At 67.1% G+C, this 20,907-nt stretch carries 11 protein-coding genes and 1 pseudogene; 2 read left to right on the forward strand and 10 right to left on the reverse strand.

Annotation, left to right across the window (positions count from 1 at the left end; translation table 11 throughout):
- Positions 1 to 6 precede the first annotated feature (6 nt).
- On the forward strand, positions 7 to 2,373 hold the full coding sequence (locus PDM28_RS09975; RefSeq protein ID WP_311181818.1) for an arylsulfatase: 2,367 nt from the start codon (positions 7 to 9) through the stop codon (positions 2,371 to 2,373).
- Positions 2,374 to 2,387: 14 nt separating this feature from the next.
- Here PDM28_RS09975 and PDM28_RS09980 read toward each other — a convergent pair whose 3' ends face one another.
- The 7 genes and pseudogenes from PDM28_RS09980 to PDM28_RS10010 form a co-directional block, all read right to left on the reverse strand.
- Positions 2,388 to 3,236: an aldose epimerase family protein gene (locus tag PDM28_RS09980; protein WP_311181819.1), complete on the reverse strand. Its 849-nt coding sequence runs from the start codon at positions 3,234 to 3,236 to the stop codon at positions 2,388 to 2,390.
- Positions 3,226 to 4,254, reverse strand: a complete 1,029-nt coding sequence (locus tag PDM28_RS09985; protein WP_425507658.1) for a glycoside hydrolase family 43 protein — start codon at positions 4,252 to 4,254, stop codon at positions 3,226 to 3,228. The genes PDM28_RS09980 and PDM28_RS09985 overlap by 11 nt, the downstream gene beginning before the upstream one ends.
- Positions 4,228 to 5,682, reverse strand: a pseudogene (locus PDM28_RS09990) (MFS transporter); the annotation flags it as partial. The pseudogene PDM28_RS09990 and the gene PDM28_RS09985, both read right to left, overlap by 27 nt.
- The gene (locus tag PDM28_RS09995) at positions 5,675 to 8,371 is read right to left on the reverse strand and encodes a glycoside hydrolase family 3 protein (protein WP_311181820.1); all 2,697 of its coding nucleotides are present in this window, start codon (positions 8,369 to 8,371) and stop codon (positions 5,675 to 5,677) included. The gene PDM28_RS09995 and the pseudogene PDM28_RS09990, both read right to left, overlap by 8 nt.
- Positions 8,371 to 10,059 carry a glycoside hydrolase family 43 protein gene (locus PDM28_RS10000; protein ID WP_311181821.1) on the reverse strand — a complete coding sequence of 563 codons (1,689 nt, stop codon included), beginning with the start codon at positions 10,057 to 10,059 and terminating at the stop codon, positions 8,371 to 8,373. The genes PDM28_RS09995 and PDM28_RS10000 overlap by 1 nt, the downstream gene beginning before the upstream one ends.
- On the reverse strand, positions 10,059 to 12,044 hold the full coding sequence (locus tag PDM28_RS10005) for a sialate O-acetylesterase (protein WP_311181822.1): 1,986 nt from the start codon (positions 12,042 to 12,044) through the stop codon (positions 10,059 to 10,061). Before PDM28_RS10005 ends, PDM28_RS10000 begins: the two co-directional genes overlap by 1 nt.
- Positions 12,041 to 14,221 carry an alpha-glucuronidase family glycosyl hydrolase gene (locus PDM28_RS10010; protein WP_311181823.1) on the reverse strand — a complete coding sequence of 727 codons (2,181 nt, stop codon included), beginning with the start codon at positions 14,219 to 14,221 and terminating at the stop codon, positions 12,041 to 12,043. Before PDM28_RS10010 ends, PDM28_RS10005 begins: the two co-directional genes overlap by 4 nt.
- Before the next feature lie 137 nt (positions 14,222 to 14,358).
- Between PDM28_RS10010 and PDM28_RS10015 the strand changes: the two genes are divergently transcribed.
- Positions 14,359 to 15,417 (forward strand): LacI family DNA-binding transcriptional regulator, encoded by a 1,059-nt coding sequence (locus tag PDM28_RS10015; protein ID WP_311181824.1) that lies wholly within the window; start codon positions 14,359 to 14,361, stop codon positions 15,415 to 15,417.
- 14 nt (positions 15,418 to 15,431) lie between these two features.
- On the opposite strand, the gene PDM28_RS10020 is transcribed toward PDM28_RS10015, so the two are convergent.
- The 3 genes from PDM28_RS10020 to xylB are packed head-to-tail and all read right to left on the reverse strand — an operon-like array spanning position 15,432 to position 20,898.
- Positions 15,432 to 18,002 (reverse strand): glycoside hydrolase family 3 protein, encoded by a 2,571-nt coding sequence (locus tag PDM28_RS10020; protein ID WP_311181825.1) that lies wholly within the window; start codon positions 18,000 to 18,002, stop codon positions 15,432 to 15,434.
- Between the two features lie 22 nt (positions 18,003 to 18,024).
- Positions 18,025 to 19,359, reverse strand: a complete 1,335-nt coding sequence (gene xylA, locus PDM28_RS10025; protein WP_311181826.1) for a xylose isomerase — start codon at positions 19,357 to 19,359, stop codon at positions 18,025 to 18,027.
- Between the two features lie 45 nt (positions 19,360 to 19,404).
- Complete coding sequence (gene xylB / locus PDM28_RS10030; protein WP_311181827.1) at positions 19,405 to 20,898, reverse strand: xylulokinase; 1,494 nt, start codon at positions 20,896 to 20,898, stop codon at positions 19,405 to 19,407.
- Between the last annotated feature and the right edge of the window lie 9 nt (positions 20,899 to 20,907).

The following is a 20,907-nucleotide window of genomic DNA, read 5'->3' on the forward strand; positions in this document are numbered from 1 at the left end:
TAGACAATGCCGACCCCTACCAGCGATACCCCGTTCGAAGTTCATCTGGACCACACCCATCTGCCTGAGCCGGAATGGGATTTCAGGAATGCCAGGATCGGAATGTATGCGACCGAGTCCAGTCCGGACTTTCCACCGAACAAGCAGGCGCCGGCCGGCGCCCCCAACATCCTGCTGGCACTGCTGGATGATGTGGGCTTCGGCTGGTCAAGCGCGTGTGGTGGGCTGGTGCGGATGCCCACTGCCGAGCGCCTTGCAGGTAATGGGCTGTTCTACAACCAGTTCCACACGACGGCGCTGTGCTCGCCGACGCGGGCCGCGCTGTTGACCGGGCGCAATCACCACTCCGTAGCCACCGGCGTGATCGCCGAGATGGCCACCGGCTACCCCGGCTATTGCGGCATCATTCCGAAGGGGTGCGCCACGTTTGCCGAGCTGCTCAAACAGGCCGGCTACACCAGTGCGTGGTTCGGCAAGAACCACAACGTGCCCGACAACCAGACCAGTGCCGCCGGCCCGTTCGACAACTGGCCGACCTACCAGGGCTTCGACTACTTCTACGGTTTCATCAGTGGGGAAACCGACCAGTTCTATCCCTCGCTGCTACGCAACACCGACCCCATCGAGCCGCCTGCCAAGCCCGGCGACGGCTACCACCTGACGCGCGACCTTGCCGACCAATGTATCGGCTGGATCCGGCAGCAGAAGTCGATCGCCCCGGAGCGGCCGTTCCTCGCCTACTTCTCGACCGGTGCGGCGCATGCACCGCACCAGCCACCGCTGGACTGGCGTGGGCGCAATGAAGGCCGCTTCGACATGGGCTGGGACAAGTATCGCGAACAGGTACATGCCGAGCAGATCAAGCGCGGCATCATTCCGAAGGGCACGCGCCTGACCGAGCGTCCGGAACAGATTCCGTCCTGGGACAGCCAGCCGCCCGAGCACCAGAAGCTGTTTTCCCGGCAGGCGGAAAACTATGCCGATTTCCTCGAACACGCCGATTTCGAGACCGGTCGGATCGTGGATGCCATCGAGGGCATGGGCGAACTCGACAACACGCTGGTGATCTACATCATCGGCGACAACGGCTCCAGCGGCGAAGGATCGCTGGTGGGAACTCCGAACGAAATCATGAGCCTCAATGGCCGCCAGCCTTCGATGGAGGAGTCCATCGGCTTCATGGACCGCTGGGGCCTGCCCGGCACGTCCCCGCACTATGCCGTGGGCTGGGCATGGGCCGGCGATACGCCCTTCCAGTGGACCAAGCAGGTGGCCTCGCATTTTGGCGGCACGCGCAACGCGATGATCGTGTCCTGGCCGCGGCAGATCACCGACACGGGGCAGATGCGGTCCCAGTTCCACCACTGCATCGATCTGATGCCTACGCTGATGGAGATCGTGGGCATTACCGAGCCGCGCGAAGTCAACGGCTTCATCCAGCGGCCGATCGAGGGCACCAGTTTTGCCTACACCTTTGCCAACGGCGCAGGCAGCGTGCCGAGCACGCACACGCACCAGTACTTCGAGATGCTGGGTAACCGCGCGATGTATGCCGACGGCTGGATCGCGTCGTGCCGGCATGGCCGGCTGCCCTGGGAGACGTCAGGCTCGTCGGGCTTCGACGAAGACACGTGGGAGCTGTACAACATCACCGAGGATTTCAGCCAGGGCGTGGACCTGGCGGCGAAGGAACCCAAGCGGCTTCGCCAGCTGCAGGACCTGTTCATGGCCGAGGCCGCCAAATACAACGTGTTGCCGCTGGACGACCGCTTTGCGGAACGGCTGGACGTAACGCTGCGACCGAGCTACTTCCATGGCCGTGACGAAGTGACGTTCTACCCTGGCATGACACGCCTGCCGGAAGGCAGCGGCCCCAAGCTGGTCGGTGTGCCGTTCACGCTGACTGCCCCGGTGAAGATAGAGCGGGACACTGAAGGCGTCATCTTTGCACTGGGCGGTGATGCGGCCGGCTTCTCGCTGTTCTTCTGGGAGGGAAAGCCGCGCTTCCACTACAACTTCTTCGGCATCCGCCGCTACGACGTGGTCTCCCCCGAGGCCCTTCCTGCAGGCGAGCACACCATCGAGCTGGCCTTTACGCCAGCATCGCCGACCCCGGGCGGGCCGGCGGACGTCGTCCTCAGCGTGAACGGCAAGGAAGTCGCGCGGGGGCACATCGACGAGCAGGTGCCGCAGCGGTGTGGCACGGAGACCATGGACGTGGGCATGGACTGCGTATCGCCGGTGTGCGCGGACTATGAAGAGAAGGGCCTGTTCCCCTTCACCGGCACCATTGATTCGGTGACGCTGCGGTTCGGTGACCACGAACCACCGGGCGGCATGGAGCGGCTGAAACTGGCTACCCGCATGGACTGAGTCGCCTTCCAGGACTATGGCGGTGCGCTGCGCGACCAATGGAGGTCGAAACGCAGCGCAAGCCGCTCGCCGGGCAGGAGCCGGTGAGGAGCCAGGGTGAATCCATCGGGTGGGCCGGTCTGTGGTTCCACGCAGGTTGCATGAGCGGCCGCGTCGTACACCACCCAGTGGTCGGTGTCGGCGCTCAGGTGCAACTGCTGGCCTGCGCAGACCAGCACCGGGTCGCGCGTCCTGACAAAGCAGTCGTCCCACGGGCCTGCCGTGGGGGCTGCGCAGGGTGTGATGGCGATGCCTTCGCTGTCGCGCGGGTACATGGCATCTGCAACGAACTCCAGGCGATCCGGCTTGCGGAACCACGGGTGCCAGCCGAGCACGGCGGGCATGGCGTGGTGTCCCGCCTGCACGGCGAGGTGCAGCGCCAGGTGATCGGGGCCGAGGTGGATGGTCTGCGTTGCCGTGCCCCCGAAGGGCCAGTAGTCGTCTTCGGGAAGTGCCAACGAGAGCACGGCCGCGTCAGCTTCGAGGCTGTCGAGCTGCCAGGGCCGGGTGAAGCCTGTCCCGTGGATGGCATGCCCGCCGAAATTGGTGGGCAGTTCGTAACGCCTGCCGTCGAACTCGAATCGGCCGTGGCGGATACGCCCTGCCCACGGCACCATCGGGTAGCAGCCCCAGCCGATGGCGGACTTGCCGCCCTCTACCTCCCCCACCAGCCAATCCACTCCGTCATGGCGGATCTGGGCGATGCGTCCACCGGCTTCGGGCGCCAGCGCGACGTCCACGCCGCCTGACCGCAGCCACAGCAGGCGCCCCGCTGGCAGGGGTGCCAGCGCGTCATCGATTGGCAAGCAGGTCTCAGGCGCCATAGGGATCGATCGTACGGATGCTGCCGTCCGCGTCCATATGCAGTGGCGTGCACTTCACAGAGCGCAGGTGGGTCACGCCGCCGGACAGCAGGGAGTCGTGATAGAACAGATACCACTGCCCCTCCACTTCGCAGATGGAATGGTGCGTGGTCCAGCCCACTACCGGCTTGAGGATCACGCCAGCGTAGGTGAACGGACCGTACGGACTGTCGCCGACCGCGTAGCACAGCAGGTGGGTGTTGCCGGTGGAGTACGAGAGGTAGTAGCGGTCGTTGTACCGGTGCAGCCACGGACCTTCGAAGAAGCGGCGCTCGTGGTCGTCGGCACGCAGCGGTGTTCCGTGCTCGTCCAGGATCAGCACTTCGCGGGTGGGCTCTGCCAGCCGGGTCATGCCGGAATGGAGTCGCCCTACCCTCGGACCCAGTGCGGGCGCGGCGCCGGTGGGCTCTTCGTTCGCGACGTCGTACCGGTTGTCCCGGTACTTCTGCAGCTGCCCGCCCCATATGCCACCGAAGTAGAGATAGTGTTCCCCATCGTTGTCGCGGTAGACGGCCGGGTCGATGGAGTACGTCCCTGCCATCGGCTCGGCGTCGGCCGTGAACGGCCCCTCGGGGCGATCCGCAACCGCTGCGCCGATGCGGAAGATGCCCTGCGCATCCTTGGCCGGGAAGTAGAGGAAGTAGCGACCGTCACGCGTTGCCGCATCCGGTGCCCACATCTGCTTCGCAGCCCAGGGCACGTCACGTACATGCAGTGCCAGACCGCAGTCGGTGGCCTCGCCCTGCGGCGAGTCCATCCGCAGCACGTGGTAGTCCTCCATGCCGAAGTGGCCGCCGTCGTCATCGAATGGAGCGCCCGCATCGATGTCGTGCGAGGGGTAGATGTACAGCCTGCCTTCGAAGACATGCGCGGAAGGGTCGGCCGTGTAGATATGTGACACCAGCGGCTGGGAAATGGCGTGCGCGGCCAGGTGCTCCAGGTTGTTGCCATTCCGCCGTTGCAGCAGTTCCTGCTCGATCCGGGTTTCCATGCGCTTGTCGATCTTGTAGAGGAACAACAGTCCTACGGCGAGCAGGAACGGAATCGAGCAGTAGAGGCTCACGGTCAAGCGGATGCCATCCACCACGCCGTCCGGCTGCTGGGCGGCGCCGGCCTGATAGCCGTAGTGCGCCAGGATGCCCGCCACCAGTGCACCGCCGATGCTGAGGCCGATCTTCAGGCCGCAGAGCATGGCGGAGAAGATGATGGCGGTAGCCCGGCGGTTGTTCTTCCACTCGGAGTAGTCGGCTACGTCGGCAATCATCGCCCACAACAGCGGGATGGTGATGCCGTAGAAGAAGCCGTGCAGCATGAAGGACACGAACGCCACGGCCACTGCCGTGGGCGGGAACAGGTAGAACACGAGCAGGAACACGGTGCAGACGAACAACGCCGCGCCGAACACATCGCGCTTGCCGAAGCGGTCGGCCAACCGCCGCGAGACGCCGATGCCCAGGATCATGCAGATGATGCCGCAGGCATTGAACAGGCTGAACGCCGAGGTGGCCGGGTCCTTCGGCCAGGTGAAACCGGAGAGGCCCCATCCGCTCAGCACCGCGTTCAAGCCACCGATGAAGCGGTTGAAGCCGGAACTGTCGAGGACCGCGGCCAGCGCCGGCTCGCTCATGTAGTACTGGAAGTAGTAGATGTAGGTGCCGCCCTTCAGGGCGAGGTTCATGAACACCAGGATGGTCAGCGCCAGCATCACCTGCCACGGGCGGTTGTGCAGCAGGTCCTTGAGGTCCTGCCCTACCCCGGCGGTCTGCTCCTTGGCGGGAACGATGCGCTCGCGGGTGGTGGCGAACGTGATCAGGAAGAACACGGTGCCCACCACCGCGAACACGGTCATCACCCGTTCGAAGCCGAGCACGCGGTCGCCGTCGCCGAGGATCAGCACCAGCGGCAGCAGCAGGACCTGGATGATGAACTGCGCGATCATCACCGCCACGAAACGGTAGGCGGAGAGGCTGTTGCGCTGGTCCATGTTGCCGGTGAGCACGCCGCTGAGCGCGGAGTACGGCAGGTTGTTGGCCGCGTACACCAGCATCAGCAGGCCATAGGTGGCCAGGGCGTAGACCACCTTGCCGCGCTCGCCCAGGTCCGGCGTGCTGAATGCGAGCAGCGAGAGCACGCCGAACGGGATGGCGGTCCACAGGATCCACGGCCGGAACTTGCCCCAGCGGCTGCGGGTGCGGTCGGCGGCGATGCCGATCAACGGGGTGAACACGAACGCGCCGAGCAGGCCGACCACGAAGATCACCGTGGCCGCCGTGGCGGGCGGCAACCGGTAGACGTCGGTGTAGAAGAACGCCAGGTAGGTGATCAGCGTCTGGAAGATCAGGTTGGCTGCAAGGTCGCCCAGGCTGTAGCCCAGCTTTTCCCGTACCGACAGGGTGTGATCAGTCACGCTTTGCCTCCACGGTGAAACGTGCCTTTACGCGGGCGTCGGCACTGGAACTGCCTACCCGCACCTCGTACGCCCCCGGCGGCACTTCATACGCGCCGCGCGCTTCGTCGTACTGGCGAAGGGCCTGATAGGCGTCCAGGTCGAAGGCCACCGTCTGTTTCTGGCCTGCCGCCAGATGCACGCGCTGGAACCCATGCAGCGACTGAACCGCATCGCCCGGCGCGGCGTCCACCCGGCGCACGTACAGCTGCACCACTTCGTCGCCGTCGCGCTTGCCGGTGTTGGCCACTTCAACCTGTACGTTGAGACGACCATCGGCGGCGATGCGCGGCGAATCGAGCTGGAGCTTGCCGTAGTCGAAGGTGGTGTAGGACAGGCCATGGCCGAACGGGTACAGGGGGGTGCCGCGGAAGTAACGGTAGGTGCGGCCTTCCATGGCGTAGTCGTCGAACGCCGGCATCTTCTGGTCTGCGGTGTAGAAGGTCACGGGCAGACGGCCGCCGGGGTTGTAGTCGCCGAACAGCGCCTCGCCCACGGCGGTGCCGCCGCGTTGGCCGGGGTACCAGCCCATCAGGATGGCCGAGAGGTTTTCCTGCGCCCATTCAACGGCGAGCGCGGAACCGCCGGTCAGCACCATCACCACCGGCTTGCCGGTGTCCTTCAGTGCTTCCAGCAGCTTTCGCTGGGTGGCGGGCAGGCGCAGGTCGGTGCGGTCGCCACCGGCGAAGCCGGGATAATTGACCTTCATTTCCTCGCCTTCGACATCGCCGGTGAGGCCGCCGACGAACACCACCACATCGGAACTGCGGGCGGCGTCGAGCGCTTCCTCGAACGGCGGCTTGGCGCCGGGCATGCGCCAGCCCAGGCGTACGCCTGCGTCGCGCTCGGCGTCGAAGTACTCGAGCTTCAGGTCGTAGGCGCGGCCGGCGTCCAGGTCCAGGTCCACGCCGTCGCTGCGAATGCGATCGCTGGGGGTCCAGTGGTCGAGCACGCGCTTGCCGTCCACGTAGAGGCGGAAGCCATCGTCGGCGGCGGCCTCGATGCGGTAGCGGCCCGAGACCGGCGGTAGCACCTGGCCACTCCAGCGGATGCTGAAGTTGTCATTCGGCACGCCCTGCCCCGGGCCGGCTTCGCCGCGCGCCATCAGGTTGTCGGTGGGCGAGCCGCGGTCCCAGCCGAAGCCAATCTGCGCGTCGGTGCGGACCAGTGCGGGCGTGCCGGCCAGGTCGGCGGTGCGGAAGTACTCGCCGCGCAGGCCGCGTTCCGGGGAGTCAGCGGCGGGCCGCAGGTAGGCGGCTTCGATCAGCGGGGTGGCGTTGGGGTCGTCGCGCCCTTCCACCAGGTCCACGCCGCGCGCGTAGCGCACCTCCACGCCCTTGGCGGCGTCACGAATGCCCTGCAGGATCGTGACCGGTGCCGCCGGGGTGCCGAAGTAATTGCCCAGCAGCGCCATGGTGTCGTCGGCGGTCGGGCCGACCACGGCGATGCGCTTGAGATCGCGCGAGAGCGGCAGCACGCCGTCGTTCTTCAACAGCACCAGCGACTCGCGGGCGGCTTTCAACGCCAGCGCGTCGTGGGCGGGCGCTTGATTCACCGAGGCCGGAATCCGCGCATAGGCCACGCGCTCCGGCGGGTCGAACATGCCCAGCCGCATGCGTGCGGTGAACAGGCGGGTCACGGCGTCGTCGATCTCGGCTTCGCTGATCAGACCCTGTTTCACTGCCGCAGGCAACGTGGCGTATTCCTGGCCGCATTCCAGTTCGGTGCCGTTCTTCACCGCGAGTGCGGCGGCGGCTTCGCGCGTGGGCACGATTTTGTGATGCTTCCAGATGTCGACGATGGCCCAGCAGTCGGACACCACGTAGCCCTTGAAGCCCCAGTCGTCGCGCAGGATGTCGCGCAGCAGGAACTTGCTGGCGCTGGCGGACTCGCCGTAGACCCGATTATAGGCGCCCATGACAGCGTCCACCTGCCCTTCCTTCACCAGCGCTTCGAACGCCGGCAGGTAGGTGTCGTACAGGTCGCGCTTGCTGGGTTTGGCGTCGAAGTGATGGCGGTCGGCTTCGGGGCCGCTGTGCACCGCGAAGTGCTTGGCGGTGGCGTCGAGCTTCCGGTAGACCGGGTCGTCGCCCTGCAGGCCGTGCACGAAGGCAACGCCCATGCGCGCGGTGAGGTACGGGTCTTCGCCGTAGGTTTCCTGGCCGCGGCCCCAGCGCGGGTCACGGAAAATGTTGATGTTCGGCGACCAGAAGGTCAGGCCCTGGTAACGGCCATGTTGGCCGTCGCGCACGAACTGGTGGTGCTTGGCGCGCGCTTCGTCGCTGATGGTGGTGGCCACCTGCCCCATCAGCGGCACGTCGAAGGTGGCGGCCAAGCCGATGGCCTGCGGGAACACGGTGGCCTGCCCCGCCCGCGCGACGCCGTGCAGGCCTTCGCTCCACCAGTCGTAGGCGGGCACGCCCAGACGCTCGATGGCGGGTGCGCCGTTCTGCATCTGCGCGGCCTTCTCTTCCAGGGTCATCTCGGCGACCAGCGCGGCGGCACGGGTCTCGAAGCTGGCCGTAGTGTCCAGCCAGGGTTTGGGCTCTGCAGCGTGCACGCGGGTGGCGAGCCCGATGGCGGCGCACAAGGCCAAGGTGGCAAGGACGGGGCCGCGAAGGCCGACTAAGTGGTAAGGCCTGCGCGTCATCATCTGCTCCTCAAGGCGCGCTCGTCGCGCGCGAATGGTCCCAGCAGGGTGCCTACAAAGCCCCCTGCGCGATCGGTGCTGAGTACGGTGCCGTCTACATTTGCTGCGAGGGTTTGCCAGCCCTGCCCGTCTCCGGTGTCGACAGCGAAGGCGTAGTTGCCTTCATTGCCGCTGATCTGAAGGCGCAGCGTGGTTGCTGCTTTCAGTTCACGGGTCGCAAGGGTCTTCGTTGTGCCGCCGCCGTCCCGGGCTTCGAGGAAGACGGCGATGCGGTCGCCGCCTAGGCTGCGCACGCCAAGGAAGTACCACCAGGCCTCGCTCTGGAAGGCAGCCATCCCTGCTGCGATGCCTTGCGCCGGGCGGCTCATGGCGGTGCTCGCATCGAAGCGCAGGTGTTGCTGGCGGCGGCCGAGGAAGGCTGGATTCCTGAGCGTCTCAAGGCCTTCCGGCAGCGGGTGGATGGCGAGGCTTCCCGGGCGCTCGTACAGGCTTGCCCACTCTTGTTTGGGCACGCGTACGCGAAGCCAGGCGTTGCCCAGCGCCGCTCCGTCGAACTCGTCGCGGTCGGTGAAGTTCCCGGTCGAGGGCGCCTGCATGGCGTCGCCTCTCATCCAGCTGGGGGCTTTCACCGCATAAGGGATGGTCTGGTTGGCGGGCAGGATCACCGGCCAGCCATCGCGCCATGCCACCGGCAGCAGGTAGGTCTCACGCCCGGTGTTGTAGTGCCGCTGCTGGTAGTTGCGGCTGGCCAGGAACACGGCCCACCACGAGCCGTCCGGACCTTCCACCAGATCCGCATGGCCGGCATTGGTGATGGGCAGCGGGCGGTCGGCAGGCAGGTCGCGCTGGGTGAGGATCGGATTGTCTGCATAGGGAACGTACGGCCCCCAGACGTCGCGGCTGCGCAGCACCACCTGCGAGTGCTGCGGGCCAGTGCCGCCCTCGGCGTCGGAGAGGTAATACCAGCCCTCGCGCTTGTAGAGGTGCGGGCCTTCGATCCAGATCGGGCTTTTTTCCGGTTCGACGCCGCCGTCGATCAGGACTTTGCGCGGGCCGATGGGCTTGAACGCGGCCAGGTCGATCTGCTGCATCCAGATCGCGCGATGGCCTTCGTAGCGCGGGGTGCCGGGCGGCGCATCGTTGTTCACGAGGTAGACGTTGCCGTCGTCGTTGAAGAACAAGGACGGGTCGATGCCATCGATGCCGGGCAACCAGTGCGGGTCGGACCACGGGCCGGCGGGATCGCGTGCGGTCGCGATGAAGTTGCCGCCGCTGTCTACGGCGGTGGTGACCACGTAGAACAGGCCATCGTGGTACGAGATCGCGGGTGCGAACACGCCCCGTGAGACGCTGAGGCCGTCGAAATCGAGCTGGCTGGGTCGGTCGATGACGTTGCCGATCTGTCTCCAGTGCACCAGGTCCTCACTCTCGAAGACGGGGATGCCCGGGTAATAGGTGAAGCTGGAGTTGACCAGGTAGAACCGGCCGTTGACGGCGACGATGCTGGGGTCTGCATGGAATCCAGCCAGGATCGGGTTGCGGTAGTGCGCGGCCGGCAGCGGCGTTTCAAAGGCGGCATCGCGGCCGGTGTATTCGAACCAGTCGAAGTAGACCGGCGGCGCAGGCTCCTTGGCGCCGGTGGTCAACACCGCACTGAGCAGCATGGGAATAGCGAGCAGCCAGCGCATCAGCGGGCGGCTCCTTCCGTGATGGGCAGCTCGAACGGCCCCGTCGGCAGGCCGCTGCTGTCGCGCACGGTGCAGACCGGTCCGTCGGCCCAGCAGTAGCGGACGCGGGCGGCGGTGCCCGCCTGAGGGCTGCGCAGGACGACTGCGTGCCCGTCCAATGTCGCATCGGCGTAGTCGCAGTGGTGGGCAGCGGCGTCACAGAGCTCAAACCCGATGGGGCCCCGCGCGCCCGTGGTAATGAGTTCACCCGTAACATCTTCGAACTGGATCCGCAGTCCATCCGACGTGCGCGACGCAACCGTCGCCGTCGGACCGGTGGGTACCAGGTCGTGCTCGCCGTAGACCACGTTGCGCGCCAGCCGCGCCAGTCGACGTCCCAGTTCCTGCTTGTTCGGCGGGTGGATGTCGTAGGCGTCGCCAATGTCGATGGTGACGGCGAGCCCGCTGTGAGCGCCTTCCGCCGCCACGCGCCGTTGGGCTTCACGTACCTGCGCCCAGCCGCTTTCGGTGGGCGCTGAGGGTGGCTTGCCGTAGTTCGCGAGCTGGATGATCAGCAGGGGCAACGTTGCACCAGACCGGCTGCGCCAGTCGCCGCGCAGGCTGCGCAGTCGCCCTGCGTAAGCGGCACCGTCACCGGTGTTTGACTCGCCCTGGTACCAGAGCATGCCGCGCAGGCCGTAGTTGCCCAGTGGCGCGATCATGCCGTTGTACAGGGTGGACAGCCCGGTTGCTGCGTGCCATGGGGCGAGTGGCGGTGACTCAGGGCCGGGTGCCGCCCGGTACTGCCAAGGCGAGTCGAGCGTGACGCGGGTGCCATCGGCCAGGCGAATCGCGTGGGCGCTCGCGGGCCCGGCCAGCCCGCCGTCGCCCCAGGTGTCCAGTACGTTGAGCACCACGGAATTCGCGCCCGCTTTCAGCAGGCCGGGGGCCACGGGGTATGACCGCGCTTCGCCGGGGGCGTACTGGCTGCCTACCGCAACGCCGTTGACCCAGGTAACGTCGGTCTCGTCTACCGGTCCCAGTTCGAGCGTTGCGTTCTGTGCTGCCTGCGCGGCGGTAAGGGTGACCTGCGTGCGGTACCAGACCATGCCGTTGTAGTCGGACAGCTCGGGGACACCCCAGCGCTCCCATGCGCCCAGTGCAGCGGGTGCCTGCGTCCATGCCCCGTTGTTGGCATCTGGCTGCCACGGTGCATCGCCCGAAACGGTGCCATCGCGACTGGCCCACCATTGCTGCCAGTGCTTTCCCCATTGCGCATTCGCGGCTGCAGGGTCGTTGGCATACAGGGCGAGTACGGCCAGTGCGGGTTGCATGCCGTGCTGTGCGCGCAGGCCCTTGGCGCTGGTCCACGCTTCGATCCGCGAGCCGCCCCAGGCCGATTGGATGAGTCCCATCGGGACGTTGACGGTCTTCTGGAGTTCGCGCGCGAAGTAGTAGCAGGCGGCGGAGAACTCGCGGACGGTGTCTGGGGTTGCGGCGGCCCAACCGACCGGTGCGCTGAACGTGCTCTGCGGGGCGACGGCAGCAGCTTTGGGAACGGTGAAGAGGCGGATGTCGGGATGCGCTGCGGCGGCAAGCTCGGTGTTGGCGTCCAGGGTGCGCCAGACCGGCAGTTCCATGTTCGACTGGCCGGAGCACAGCCAGACGTCGCCGATCATCAGGTTATGCGCGGTCTGGGTGGCCTGCCCTGCACTTACGGTGAGTTCGTAGGGGCCGCCTGCTGAGGTGGACGGGAGCGTTGCCTGCCAGTGTCCGCTGGCGTCCGCGCGGGTTCTGCGGGACTGGCCCGCGAGCGATACGGACACGCTCTCGTCCGGCTTTGCTTCGCCCCAGACCGGAATCGGCTGGTCGCGCTGCAGGACGGCGTGATCCTGGAAGAGTGGATGCAGCAGGGAGGGCGTGGGTTGCTGCGCCATCGCGGGTGCGCTGGCAATGGCAAGTGCGGGCAGCAGCAACCGGTGAGCCCAACGGCGGAGCCTGCTCATCGACCGTCTCCGGGTGCTGAGGGGAACTGTAGGGATTTGTAGTAAGCGAGCGGGTGCGGTGGTGGGGCTTCGCCTGCAGGGAGTGGCAGGTCGTTGATGGATTGGAAGTAGGCGATGCTGGCGTCGCGCCACCATTGGGCTTCGCGTCGTTGGATGCGGAGGAAGGCGGTGATCTGGGCGCTTCGTTGTGGGTCGATTGGTGATGGCAGCGGGGCAGAGCCCCGCTCTACCTCGGGGGGATCCGTCAGGGTTGACCATTGCCTCTGCATTTCCTGAACCTGCTTTACGCCCAGCGAGTAGCGGGTGACCAGTTCGTCCCACAGGGTGCGGCCGGAGGCCATGCGGTGGTTCCATGGGACGTGGTGGAACCACAGCAGCAGCGGTTCGGGCACTTTCGTGAGGTCGCCGTACTGCGCGGCCAGTTCGGGCGCGTATTGGGCCACGGCATTGCTACCGCTCGCGTTGCGGTCGAAGCCGATGCCGTTGCGGTCGGCGCGGTGGTAGTACACCGAGGTCCAGTCCGGGCGTGGACCGCCGTCTACCCAGGGGCCGGGCCCGTAGTGGTGGCCGCGCGCCATCAGGTGGTGCAGGCCGAGTGGGGTCATGTAGTTCACGGCCGCCTCGCGCGAGGCCATCATCATCGCGACGATTGGCTGCACTACGGTGGGGTCCGGCGAGAAGGTCATTGCGGCCCAGTCGGCAGCGATGTCGCGGGCGGACTGGTGGGGGTTCCAGGCCAGCCGGCCGAAGGCGTACCAATTGGCCTGGTCGAAGTGCGAGCCGGTCCAGGTGCGGTCGTTGCCGATGTTGGCAACCCCGGCCATGCCGGTCAGCGTGTGTCCCTCCAGCGAGCCGTCCACCAGCTTGGCGACGGTGGAACCCTTGCCGCGTGCATGGGTATCCGAACGCAGCACTTCCTCGAACAACGGGCCGAGGTACACCAGGTGGGTGTTGAAACCGAGGTACTCCTTGGTGAGCTGGAACTCCATCATCAGCGGCGTGCGCGGCATGGCCCCGAACAAACCGTGGAACGGCTCGCGCGGCTGGAAGTCGATGGGGCCGTTCTTGACCTGCACGATCACGTTCGGGCGGAACGCGCCGTCCAGCCCGGCGAACTCGGTGAAGGCCTGGGTGGCACGATCTGCAGGTACATCATGCGCGTAGACGAAAGCGCGCCACATCACCACGCCGCCGTGCGGAGCCAGCGCGTCGGCCAGCAGGTTGGCGCCATCGGCATGCGAACGGCCGTAGTCCTGCGGGCCAGGCTGCCCTTCGGAATTGGCCTTGACCAGGAACCCGCCGAAGTCGGGAATGCGTGCATATATTTCATTGACCTTGTCGCGCCACCAGCGCTGCACGCCGGGATCCAACGGATCGGCGGTCTTCAGCCCACCCAGTTCGATGGGTGCGCTGAACCGTGCGCTCAGGTACAGGCGGATGCCGTAGGGCCGAAACACCTCCGCCAGTGCGGCTGCTTTATCCAGGTATGCCGGCGCCAGGCTCCAGGCGCTGGCATTGACGTTGTTCAGGACGGTGCCGTTGATGCCCAGCGAGGCATTGGCGCGCGCGTAGTCGGTGTAACGCGGATCCTTCCATTCCGGCAGGCTCTGCCAGTCCCACAGCGAGCGGCCCGCATAGCCGCGTTCCACATGGCCGTCCAGGTTGTCCCAATGATCAAGCACGCGCAGGTGCACGCGCGGCGATTCGTGCACGTCCAGCGCATCCAGTGAGGCGCCGGTCTGCAGCAGGCGCAGCAGGTGGAACACGCCGTACAGCACGCCGATATCCCGCTGCCCTGCCACCACCAGCACGCTGCGGCCGTCGCGCTGCACCCGCTTGAGCAGATACCCCTCCGGGCCCAGTGACGCGATCTCGCTGTGCAGTGGCGCAAGCAACGGGGACGACGCGGGTGTACCCAGTACCACGGCGTACTGTTGCGTCGCCTCGGCGTGCATCGGTGGTGCCGTGCCGAGCAGGCCAGCGAGCCCACGCTCCAACTCCGCACGCGCGGCGCGCTGCGTCGGCGTTGCGTCGGGTGCGACGATGTCGCTCAACTGCGCGCGGTAGGTGGCTGCGAGCGCAGGCTCAACCGGCACGTACCGCATCCACAGTGCATACCCGTCTTCCGCATGCGCGTTGCCCATGAAAAGCAGCAGCGCGATGACAACGCTCGACATCCAATGACACCGTTCGACAGCAGCAAAATGCGGCGTTTTCGGCAGTAAACCGGGTAAGCTGGTGACGCGCCTTGGCCGTTGCATCATCTCCCCTGCCCGCCGCACGGTAGCGTTACGAGAACGAAAGGAAACGCGTATTGGACAAGCCGAAGAAATCGGTCCGCCGCAAAACCAGCGGCGTGACGATCGACGAGGTGGCGGCGCTGGCAGGCGTTTCGCCGATGACCGTGTCGCGGGCCGTGAACCAGGGCAACGTGCGCGAAGAGACCCGCGAACGCGTGATGCGCGCGGTGCGCAAGCTGGGCTACACGCCCAATGTCGCGGCCAGTTCGCTGGCGGCCGCGCAGCACACCCGCATCGCGCTGATCTACGCCAATCCGAGCGGTGCCTACCTGAGTGAACTTCTGGTCGGCCTGCTGCGGGTGGCCTCCAATGCGCCGGTGCAGCTGACCATCGACTACTGGGAAAACATGGATGCCGAGGCCGAGCGCAAGGCCGCGCGCAGCCTGGCCAGCCGGGTCGACGGCGTGATCCTGCCGCCGCCGCTGTGCGAGTCCGCGGCCGCCGTGGGCGAGCTGGTAAAGGCGCGCATCCCCGTTGTGGCGATTGCGTCCGGCCGCCAGGGTGATGGTATTTCCTGCGTGCGCATCGACGACTTCCACGCCGGCAAGGAAATGGCCGAGCATCTGATCCAGCACGGGCATACCCGCATCGGCTTCATCTGCGGACGCGACGACCTCAGTGCCAGCGCCCGCCGCTACGACGGTTTTGTCACCGCGCTGCACGAGGCCGGGTTGGAGGTCGACCCCGAACTGGTCCAGCGCGGCAACTACACCTACCGCTCCGGGCTGGGCGCCGCAGAGCTGCTGCTGGCGCATGGGAACCCGCCCACCGCGATTTTCGCCAGCAACGACGACATGGGTGCAGCCGCCATTTCGGTCGCGCACCGGCGCGGGTTGGACGTGCCCCGCGACCTGACCGTGGTGGGCTTCGATGACACCTCGGCCGCCACCACGGTGTGGCCGGAACTCACCACCATCCACCAGCCCATTGCGGCGATGGCCGACGCAGCCATCGACATCCTGCTGCGCACCATCCGCAACCGCAACGACGAGGCGCGGCCGCTTACCGACCATGTGCTGCCGCACCGGTTGGTGGAGCGCGATTCGGTGGCGCGCCCGCCCAGAGGTCGGTAGGGCGCGCCGCATCGTCAGGCTCCCGGGCAGGCGACGGTGACGTCGGCTTCGTTCAGGGCGCCCAGTGCGACCCGCGACACCGAGACGGTCATCGCCGATGCGCTCACCAGCGACCACGGGCGGTCCAGCTTGCCCACCTGCGCACCGGCACCGGCCAGGCACTTCAGCGGCACGCCCACGCGGGTCCACTGCCCTGCCGGCAGCTTGGCCAGGGTCGGTCCCAGCGGTACACGCGCCGAACAGCCGGTACCGCACCCCACCGCCAGCCACGCCTCGCCCTTGGGCGCGGCATCCACGCGCAGCGTGGTGACCAGCATCAGGTCGCCGTTGCTCTCCCGCTGCAGGTCCAGTGCGGTGTGCGACTGCAACGCGGCGGTCGCCTCACCCTTGCCGGTCCAGGCCAGGCGGCGGCTGTCTTCCTGCTTGAGGTGGTCCACGCCGGTCACATTGAGCAGGTCGCCGTCCAGGCCTTCCGGCACCTTGGTGACGGTCACGCCCTGCCCCGTGGCGTTCTCCAGGCGCAGCGCCATGCCGGCACCGGCATCGCCCGCCGCGAAGAAGACGCCGGCCGCGCCTTCGTTGCCGGTCACGCCGGAAACTTCGGGCAAAGTGGCAAGGTCGCCCTTGTCGGCGTAGGTCAGGCCGTAACCGAACGCGAACTGCGGGTCGTAGTCCTTCTGGCCCACGTTGTTGGCGTACTGCACCGCTGTGCGCGGCCAGCTGAAGCTGAGCTTGCCCTTGAAGTCGTTCTGCACGGCCCCGTCGGGTTTGCGCAGCAGGACGTCGGCAATGCCTGCGCCTTCCGAACCGGGCAGCCACGCGGCGACGAATGCATCGGCGGCGTTGATCTCCCGGTTCACCCACAGCGGGCGGCCGCTCAGGAACACCGCGACCACCGGGATGCCGTCGGCCTTGAGCTTCTTGAGCAGCTGCAGGTCCGAGTCGTCGCCCGGCTTGTAGGCCAGCGTGGCCAGGTCGCCCTGGAATTCGGCGTACGGGTTCTCGCCGAACACGACCACGGCGACATCCGGCTTGGTCTTGTACCTGCCATCAACGGCAAGCTCAGCTTGGCCGCCAGCGGCCTTCACCTGCTGCGCGAGGCCTTCGAAGATGGTGTCCGCATTCGGGAAGTCCTTGCGCGTGGTGCCGGTGCCCTGCCAGTTCAGGGTCCAGCCACCGGCCTGCTTGCCCACATCATTCGCGCCGTCACCGGCCACCAGAATCTTCTGCTTCGGTGCGAGCGGCAGCACGCCGCCCTGGTTCTTGAGCAGCACCAGCGACTCGCGCACGGCCTGGCGTGCGACCTCGCGATGGTCCGGCGCGCCGATCAGCGCGAACTGGCCGCCGACCGAGCGCGCGGACGGCTTGCCGGCCTCGAACAGGCCCAGCCGCATCTTCACCCGCAGGATCCGGCGCACCGCGTCGTCCAGCCGTTCCTGGCTGATGGTGCCGGCCTTCACCGCGGCCAGCGTTGTTTCGTACATGCCCTTCCAGCTGTCCGAGGCCATCGGCATGTCCAGCCCGGCGTTGATGGTGGCCGGGCAGTCGGTGGCGGTGCAGCCCTTGACCTGGCCATGGCCGTTCCAGTCGCCGACCACGAAACCGCCAAAGTTCATGCGACCTTTCAGCGCGTCGGTGAGGTACGGCTTGTTGCCGTGCATCTTTTCGCCGTTGACGCTGTTGAAGGATGCCATCACGGTCTGCGCGCCGGCCGCGATCGCCGGCGGATAGCCGGCCGCGTGGATGCGGACCAGATCGGCTTCGCTGACCTTGGTGTCGCCCTGGTCCTTGCCGTCGGTCGTGCCGCCGTCGCCCAGGAAGTGCTTCACCGACGCGATCACATGGCGGCCGTCGAGGAACTCCGGCGAGCCCACCTTGCCCTGCAACCCCTCCACCACCTTGCCGGCATAGCTGGCCACCACGTCGGGCGATTCGGAGTAGCCCTCATAGGTGCGCCCCCAGCGGTCGTCCTGCGGCACCGCCACGGTCGGCGCGAACGCCCACTCCATGCCGGTGGCGCGGGTTTCCAGCGCGGTGATCTCGCCGATCCGGCGCACCAGTTCCGGGTTGCGCGCCGCGCCCAGGCCGATGTTGTGCGGGAACAACGTGGCGCCGACGATGTTGCTCTGCCCGTGCACCGCGTCGATGCCGAAGAGGACCGGAATCGCCTTGCCACCCTGCGAGGTATCCATCGAGGCGGCGTAGAACGCATCGGCCAGGGCCAGCCACTCGGCCGGCGAGGCGTCGTAGCGACCACCGGGGTCCGAGTTGCCGCCGGCGAGGATCGAGCCCAGCCGGTACTTGCGAACGTCGTCCGGGGTGATGCTGGCGATATCGCCCTGGATCAGCTGACCCACCTTCTCTTCCACCGTCATGGTTGCGATCAGGTCGTTGATGCGCTTTTCCAGGGAGGGGTCTTCGGCCAGCGGCCAGGCCACCGACGGCCACGGGTTGGCTTCGCCGCTGGCGGTGGCGGCGGCCGGGGCCTTTTCGGCAGCCGTGTCGTCGCCCTTGCAGGCAACCAGCGCGAGGACCACCGCGACCATCAGGGCACTGCTGCGGCGGGAATGAAGAAGGTGGGTCATGGGCTCATCCTTGGGGCTGCGCTCAGCGCAGCAGGTACGTGTTGATCAGGTTTTCGTAACGTTCCTGCTTGCCGCTGATCTGCGTGGGCTCACCGCCCTTCGCCCCCAGTGCAGCCAGGTCCGCCAGGCTGAGCTTGCCATGTTCGAAGTCCTTTCCGGCGCCACTGTCGAAGCTGGCGTAGCGTTCGGCGCGCCACTGCTCCCAGGGCGAGTCGTTGAGCAGCCCATGGGCGACCTCCAGCCCGCGCGCGAACGCGTCCATGCCGCCGATATGGGCGACGAACAGGTCCTCCATGTCGGTGGATTCGCGGCGCACTTTGGCGTCGAAGTTCAGGCCGCCTTCCAGCCCGCCCTGGCGCAGCACCACCAGCATCGCGCCGACGGTGTCGTACAGGTCGGTCGGGAACTGGTCGGTGTCCCAGCCGTTCTGCGCATTGCCGCGGTTGGCGTCGATGCTGCCAAGCAGGCCATGGTCCGAGGCGACCTGCAGGTCATGCTCGAAGGTGTGGCCGGACAGCGTGGCGTGGTTGGCTTCGATGTTGAGCTTGAAGTCCTTGTGCAGGCCATGCTCCTTCAGGAACCCGGCCACGGTGGCGCTGTCGAAGTCGTACTGGTGCTTCATCGGCTCCATCGGCTTGGGCTCGATCAGGAAGTTGCCCTTCAGGCCGATGCTGCGGCCGTAGTCGCGGGCCATGGTAAGGAAGCGGGCGAAGTGCTCCACCTCGCGCTTCATCTGGGTGTTCACCAGCGAGGCATAGCCTTCGCGGCCGCCCCAGAACACGTAGTGCTCGCCACCGAGTTCAACGGTGGCTTCCAGTGCGGCCTTGACCTGTACGGCCGCGCGCGCGACCACGGCGAAGTCCGGGTTGGTCGACGCACCGTTCATGTAGCGCGGGTGCGAGAACAGGTTGGCGGTGCCCCACAGCAGCTTCATGCCGGTGGCGTCCTGGCGTTCCTTGGCCAGCTTGACCATGTGCTTGAGGTTCTTTTCGTACTGGCCCACATCGTCGGCGTCCGGCGCCAGGTCGATGTCGTGGAAGCACCAGTACGGCACGCCGAGCTTGGTGAAGAACTCGAACGCGGCGTCCACCTTGGCTTCGGCACTGGCCAGCGGCGAGCTGGATTCCCACGGGAAGCGGCGGGTGCCCGGCCCGAACGGATCATGCCCGGCGTTGCAGAAGGTGTGCCAGTAGCAGACCGCGAAGCGCAGGTGCTCCTGCATGGTCTTGCCGCCGATCACCTTGTTGGCGTCGTACACCTTGAACGCGAGCGGGTTGTCCGAGCCGCGCCCTTCGAAGGGGATGCGGCCGATGCCGGGGAAATACTCGGTGGCGCCGATGAAGGGCTGCGTGCTCATGGTGCGGTTTCCTTTCGTTGTGCGAGGTGTCGCGTGAAGTGGGGTTCAGCCGCGCTGCAGCGGCGTGAGGGCGTCGAGGTAACGCAGGAAGCGGGCGTAGGCGGTGGCATAGGCGTGGCCACGCGCCGGGTCCGGACGGGCCGAGAGCTGCGGGTCGAGCGCAACGTGCCGCTCGGTGATGTCGGCGATGGAAGCACCCTCGCCGCGCGCATGCCCCAACGCCCACAGCGCCTGCAGGGCAGCGCCGAATGCCGCGCCTTCGGATTGGGTCGGCACGTCCACTGGCAGGCCGAACACATCGGCCACCAGCTGCCGCCACTGCGCGCTGTTGCTGCCGCCGCCGGTGAGCACGATGCGGTCGAACTGCATGCCACCGCGCACGAAGGCGTCGTAGCCGTACTTCAGGCTGTAGGTGGCGCCTTCCATCGCGGCGCGGTAGAAGTGCGCCGGGGTCATGTTGGTGGTGTCCAGGCCGGCCAGCACCCCCTTGCCCAGCGGCAGGTCCGGGGTGCGCTCACCGTTGAGGAACGGCAGCATCACCAGGCCGTCGGCGCCGGGGGGCGTATTGCGCAGGTGGCCGTCGGCGTGGCGGGTGTTGAAGTCGAAGGCGTCGGCCACCTGTTCGGTGACCACGGTGCAGTTCATGGTGCAGATCAACGGCAGCCAGCCGCCGGTGGACGAACAAAACGCGGCCCAGGCGCCTTCGGGGTCGACAACCGGTGTATCGGAATAAGCGAACAGCGTGCCCGACGTGCCGAGGCTCATCGCCAGGCGACCCGGGGTGACGCAGCCGGTGCCGATGGCCGCCATCATGTTGTCGCCGCCGCCCACGGCAACTTTCACCGTAGCCGGAAGCCCCAGCGTCTTAGCTGCGGCGGGTGCGATGTCGTACAGCGCTTCGGGCGCGGCGATGGGCGGCAGGCACGCCGCAAGGTCACGGTCCGGGTCGGTGGCGCGCAGCAGGTCGGGCGACCAGGTGCGGGTGCGCACGTCCAGCCAGCCGGTACCCGACGCGTCGCCGTACTCGCAGAAGCGCTCGCCGGTCAGCACGAAGTTGAGGTAGTCGTGCGGCAGCAGGATGGTGGCCAGGTTCGCGTAGGCCTCGGGCCGGTGCGTCTTCGTCCACGGTAGTTTGGAAGCGGTGTAGCCGCTCAGGATCGGGTTGCCGGCCGCTGCAATGGTCTGCGCGGTGCCGCCGACCGCATCCATGATCTGCGTGCATTCGGCCGAGGTGCTGGTGTCGCACCAGAGCTTGGCCGGTGCCAGTACCTGCCCTGCCGCGTCGAGCGGTACGAACCCGTGCTGCTGGCCCGAGACCGCCAGCGCCACGATGCGCGAACGCACCGCCGGTGCAATCGCCGCGAAGCAGCTGTTGAGCGCGGCCACCCAGTCGGCCGGGGCCTGCTCGCGGCTGCCATCGGCGCCGCTGGCCAGCTCCAGCGAAGCACTGGTGCTGGCCACGACCTTGCGCGCGGCAGGGTCGTACACCAGCACTTTCAAGCTCTGTGTGCCTGCATCGATTCCGGCAACCAGTTCCATCCCTTACAC

It is taken from the genome of Stenotrophomonas aracearum (assembly GCF_031834615.1).
GTDB classification, from domain to species: domain Bacteria; phylum Pseudomonadota; class Gammaproteobacteria; order Xanthomonadales; family Xanthomonadaceae; genus Stenotrophomonas; species Stenotrophomonas aracearum.

Bases quoted from the DNA above. Each gene is read 5' to 3' on its own strand.
- PDM28_RS09975 (WP_311181818.1), top strand. From the start codon at position 7: ATGCCGACCCCTACCAGCGATACCCCGTTCGAAGTTCATCTGGACCAC.
- PDM28_RS09980 (WP_311181819.1), bottom strand. From the start codon at position 3,236: ATGGCGCCTGAGACCTGCTTGCCAATCGATGACGCGCTGGCACCCCTG.
- PDM28_RS09995 (WP_311181820.1), bottom strand. From the start codon at position 8,371: ATGACGCGCAGGCCTTACCACTTAGTCGGCCTTCGCGGCCCCGTCCTT.
- PDM28_RS10000 (WP_311181821.1), bottom strand. From the start codon at position 10,059: ATGCGCTGGCTGCTCGCTATTCCCATGCTGCTCAGTGCGGTGTTGACC.
- PDM28_RS10005 (WP_311181822.1), bottom strand. From the start codon at position 12,044: ATGAGCAGGCTCCGCCGTTGGGCTCACCGGTTGCTGCTGCCCGCACTT.
- PDM28_RS10010 (WP_311181823.1), bottom strand. From the start codon at position 14,221: ATGTCGAGCGTTGTCATCGCGCTGCTGCTTTTCATGGGCAACGCGCAT.
- PDM28_RS10020 (WP_311181825.1), bottom strand. From the start codon at position 18,002: ATGACCCACCTTCTTCATTCCCGCCGCAGCAGTGCCCTGATGGTCGCG.
- xylA (WP_311181826.1), bottom strand. From the start codon at position 19,359: ATGAGCACGCAGCCCTTCATCGGCGCCACCGAGTATTTCCCCGGCATC.
- xylB (WP_311181827.1), bottom strand. From the start codon at position 20,898: ATGGAACTGGTTGCCGGAATCGATGCAGGCACACAGAGCTTGAAAGTG.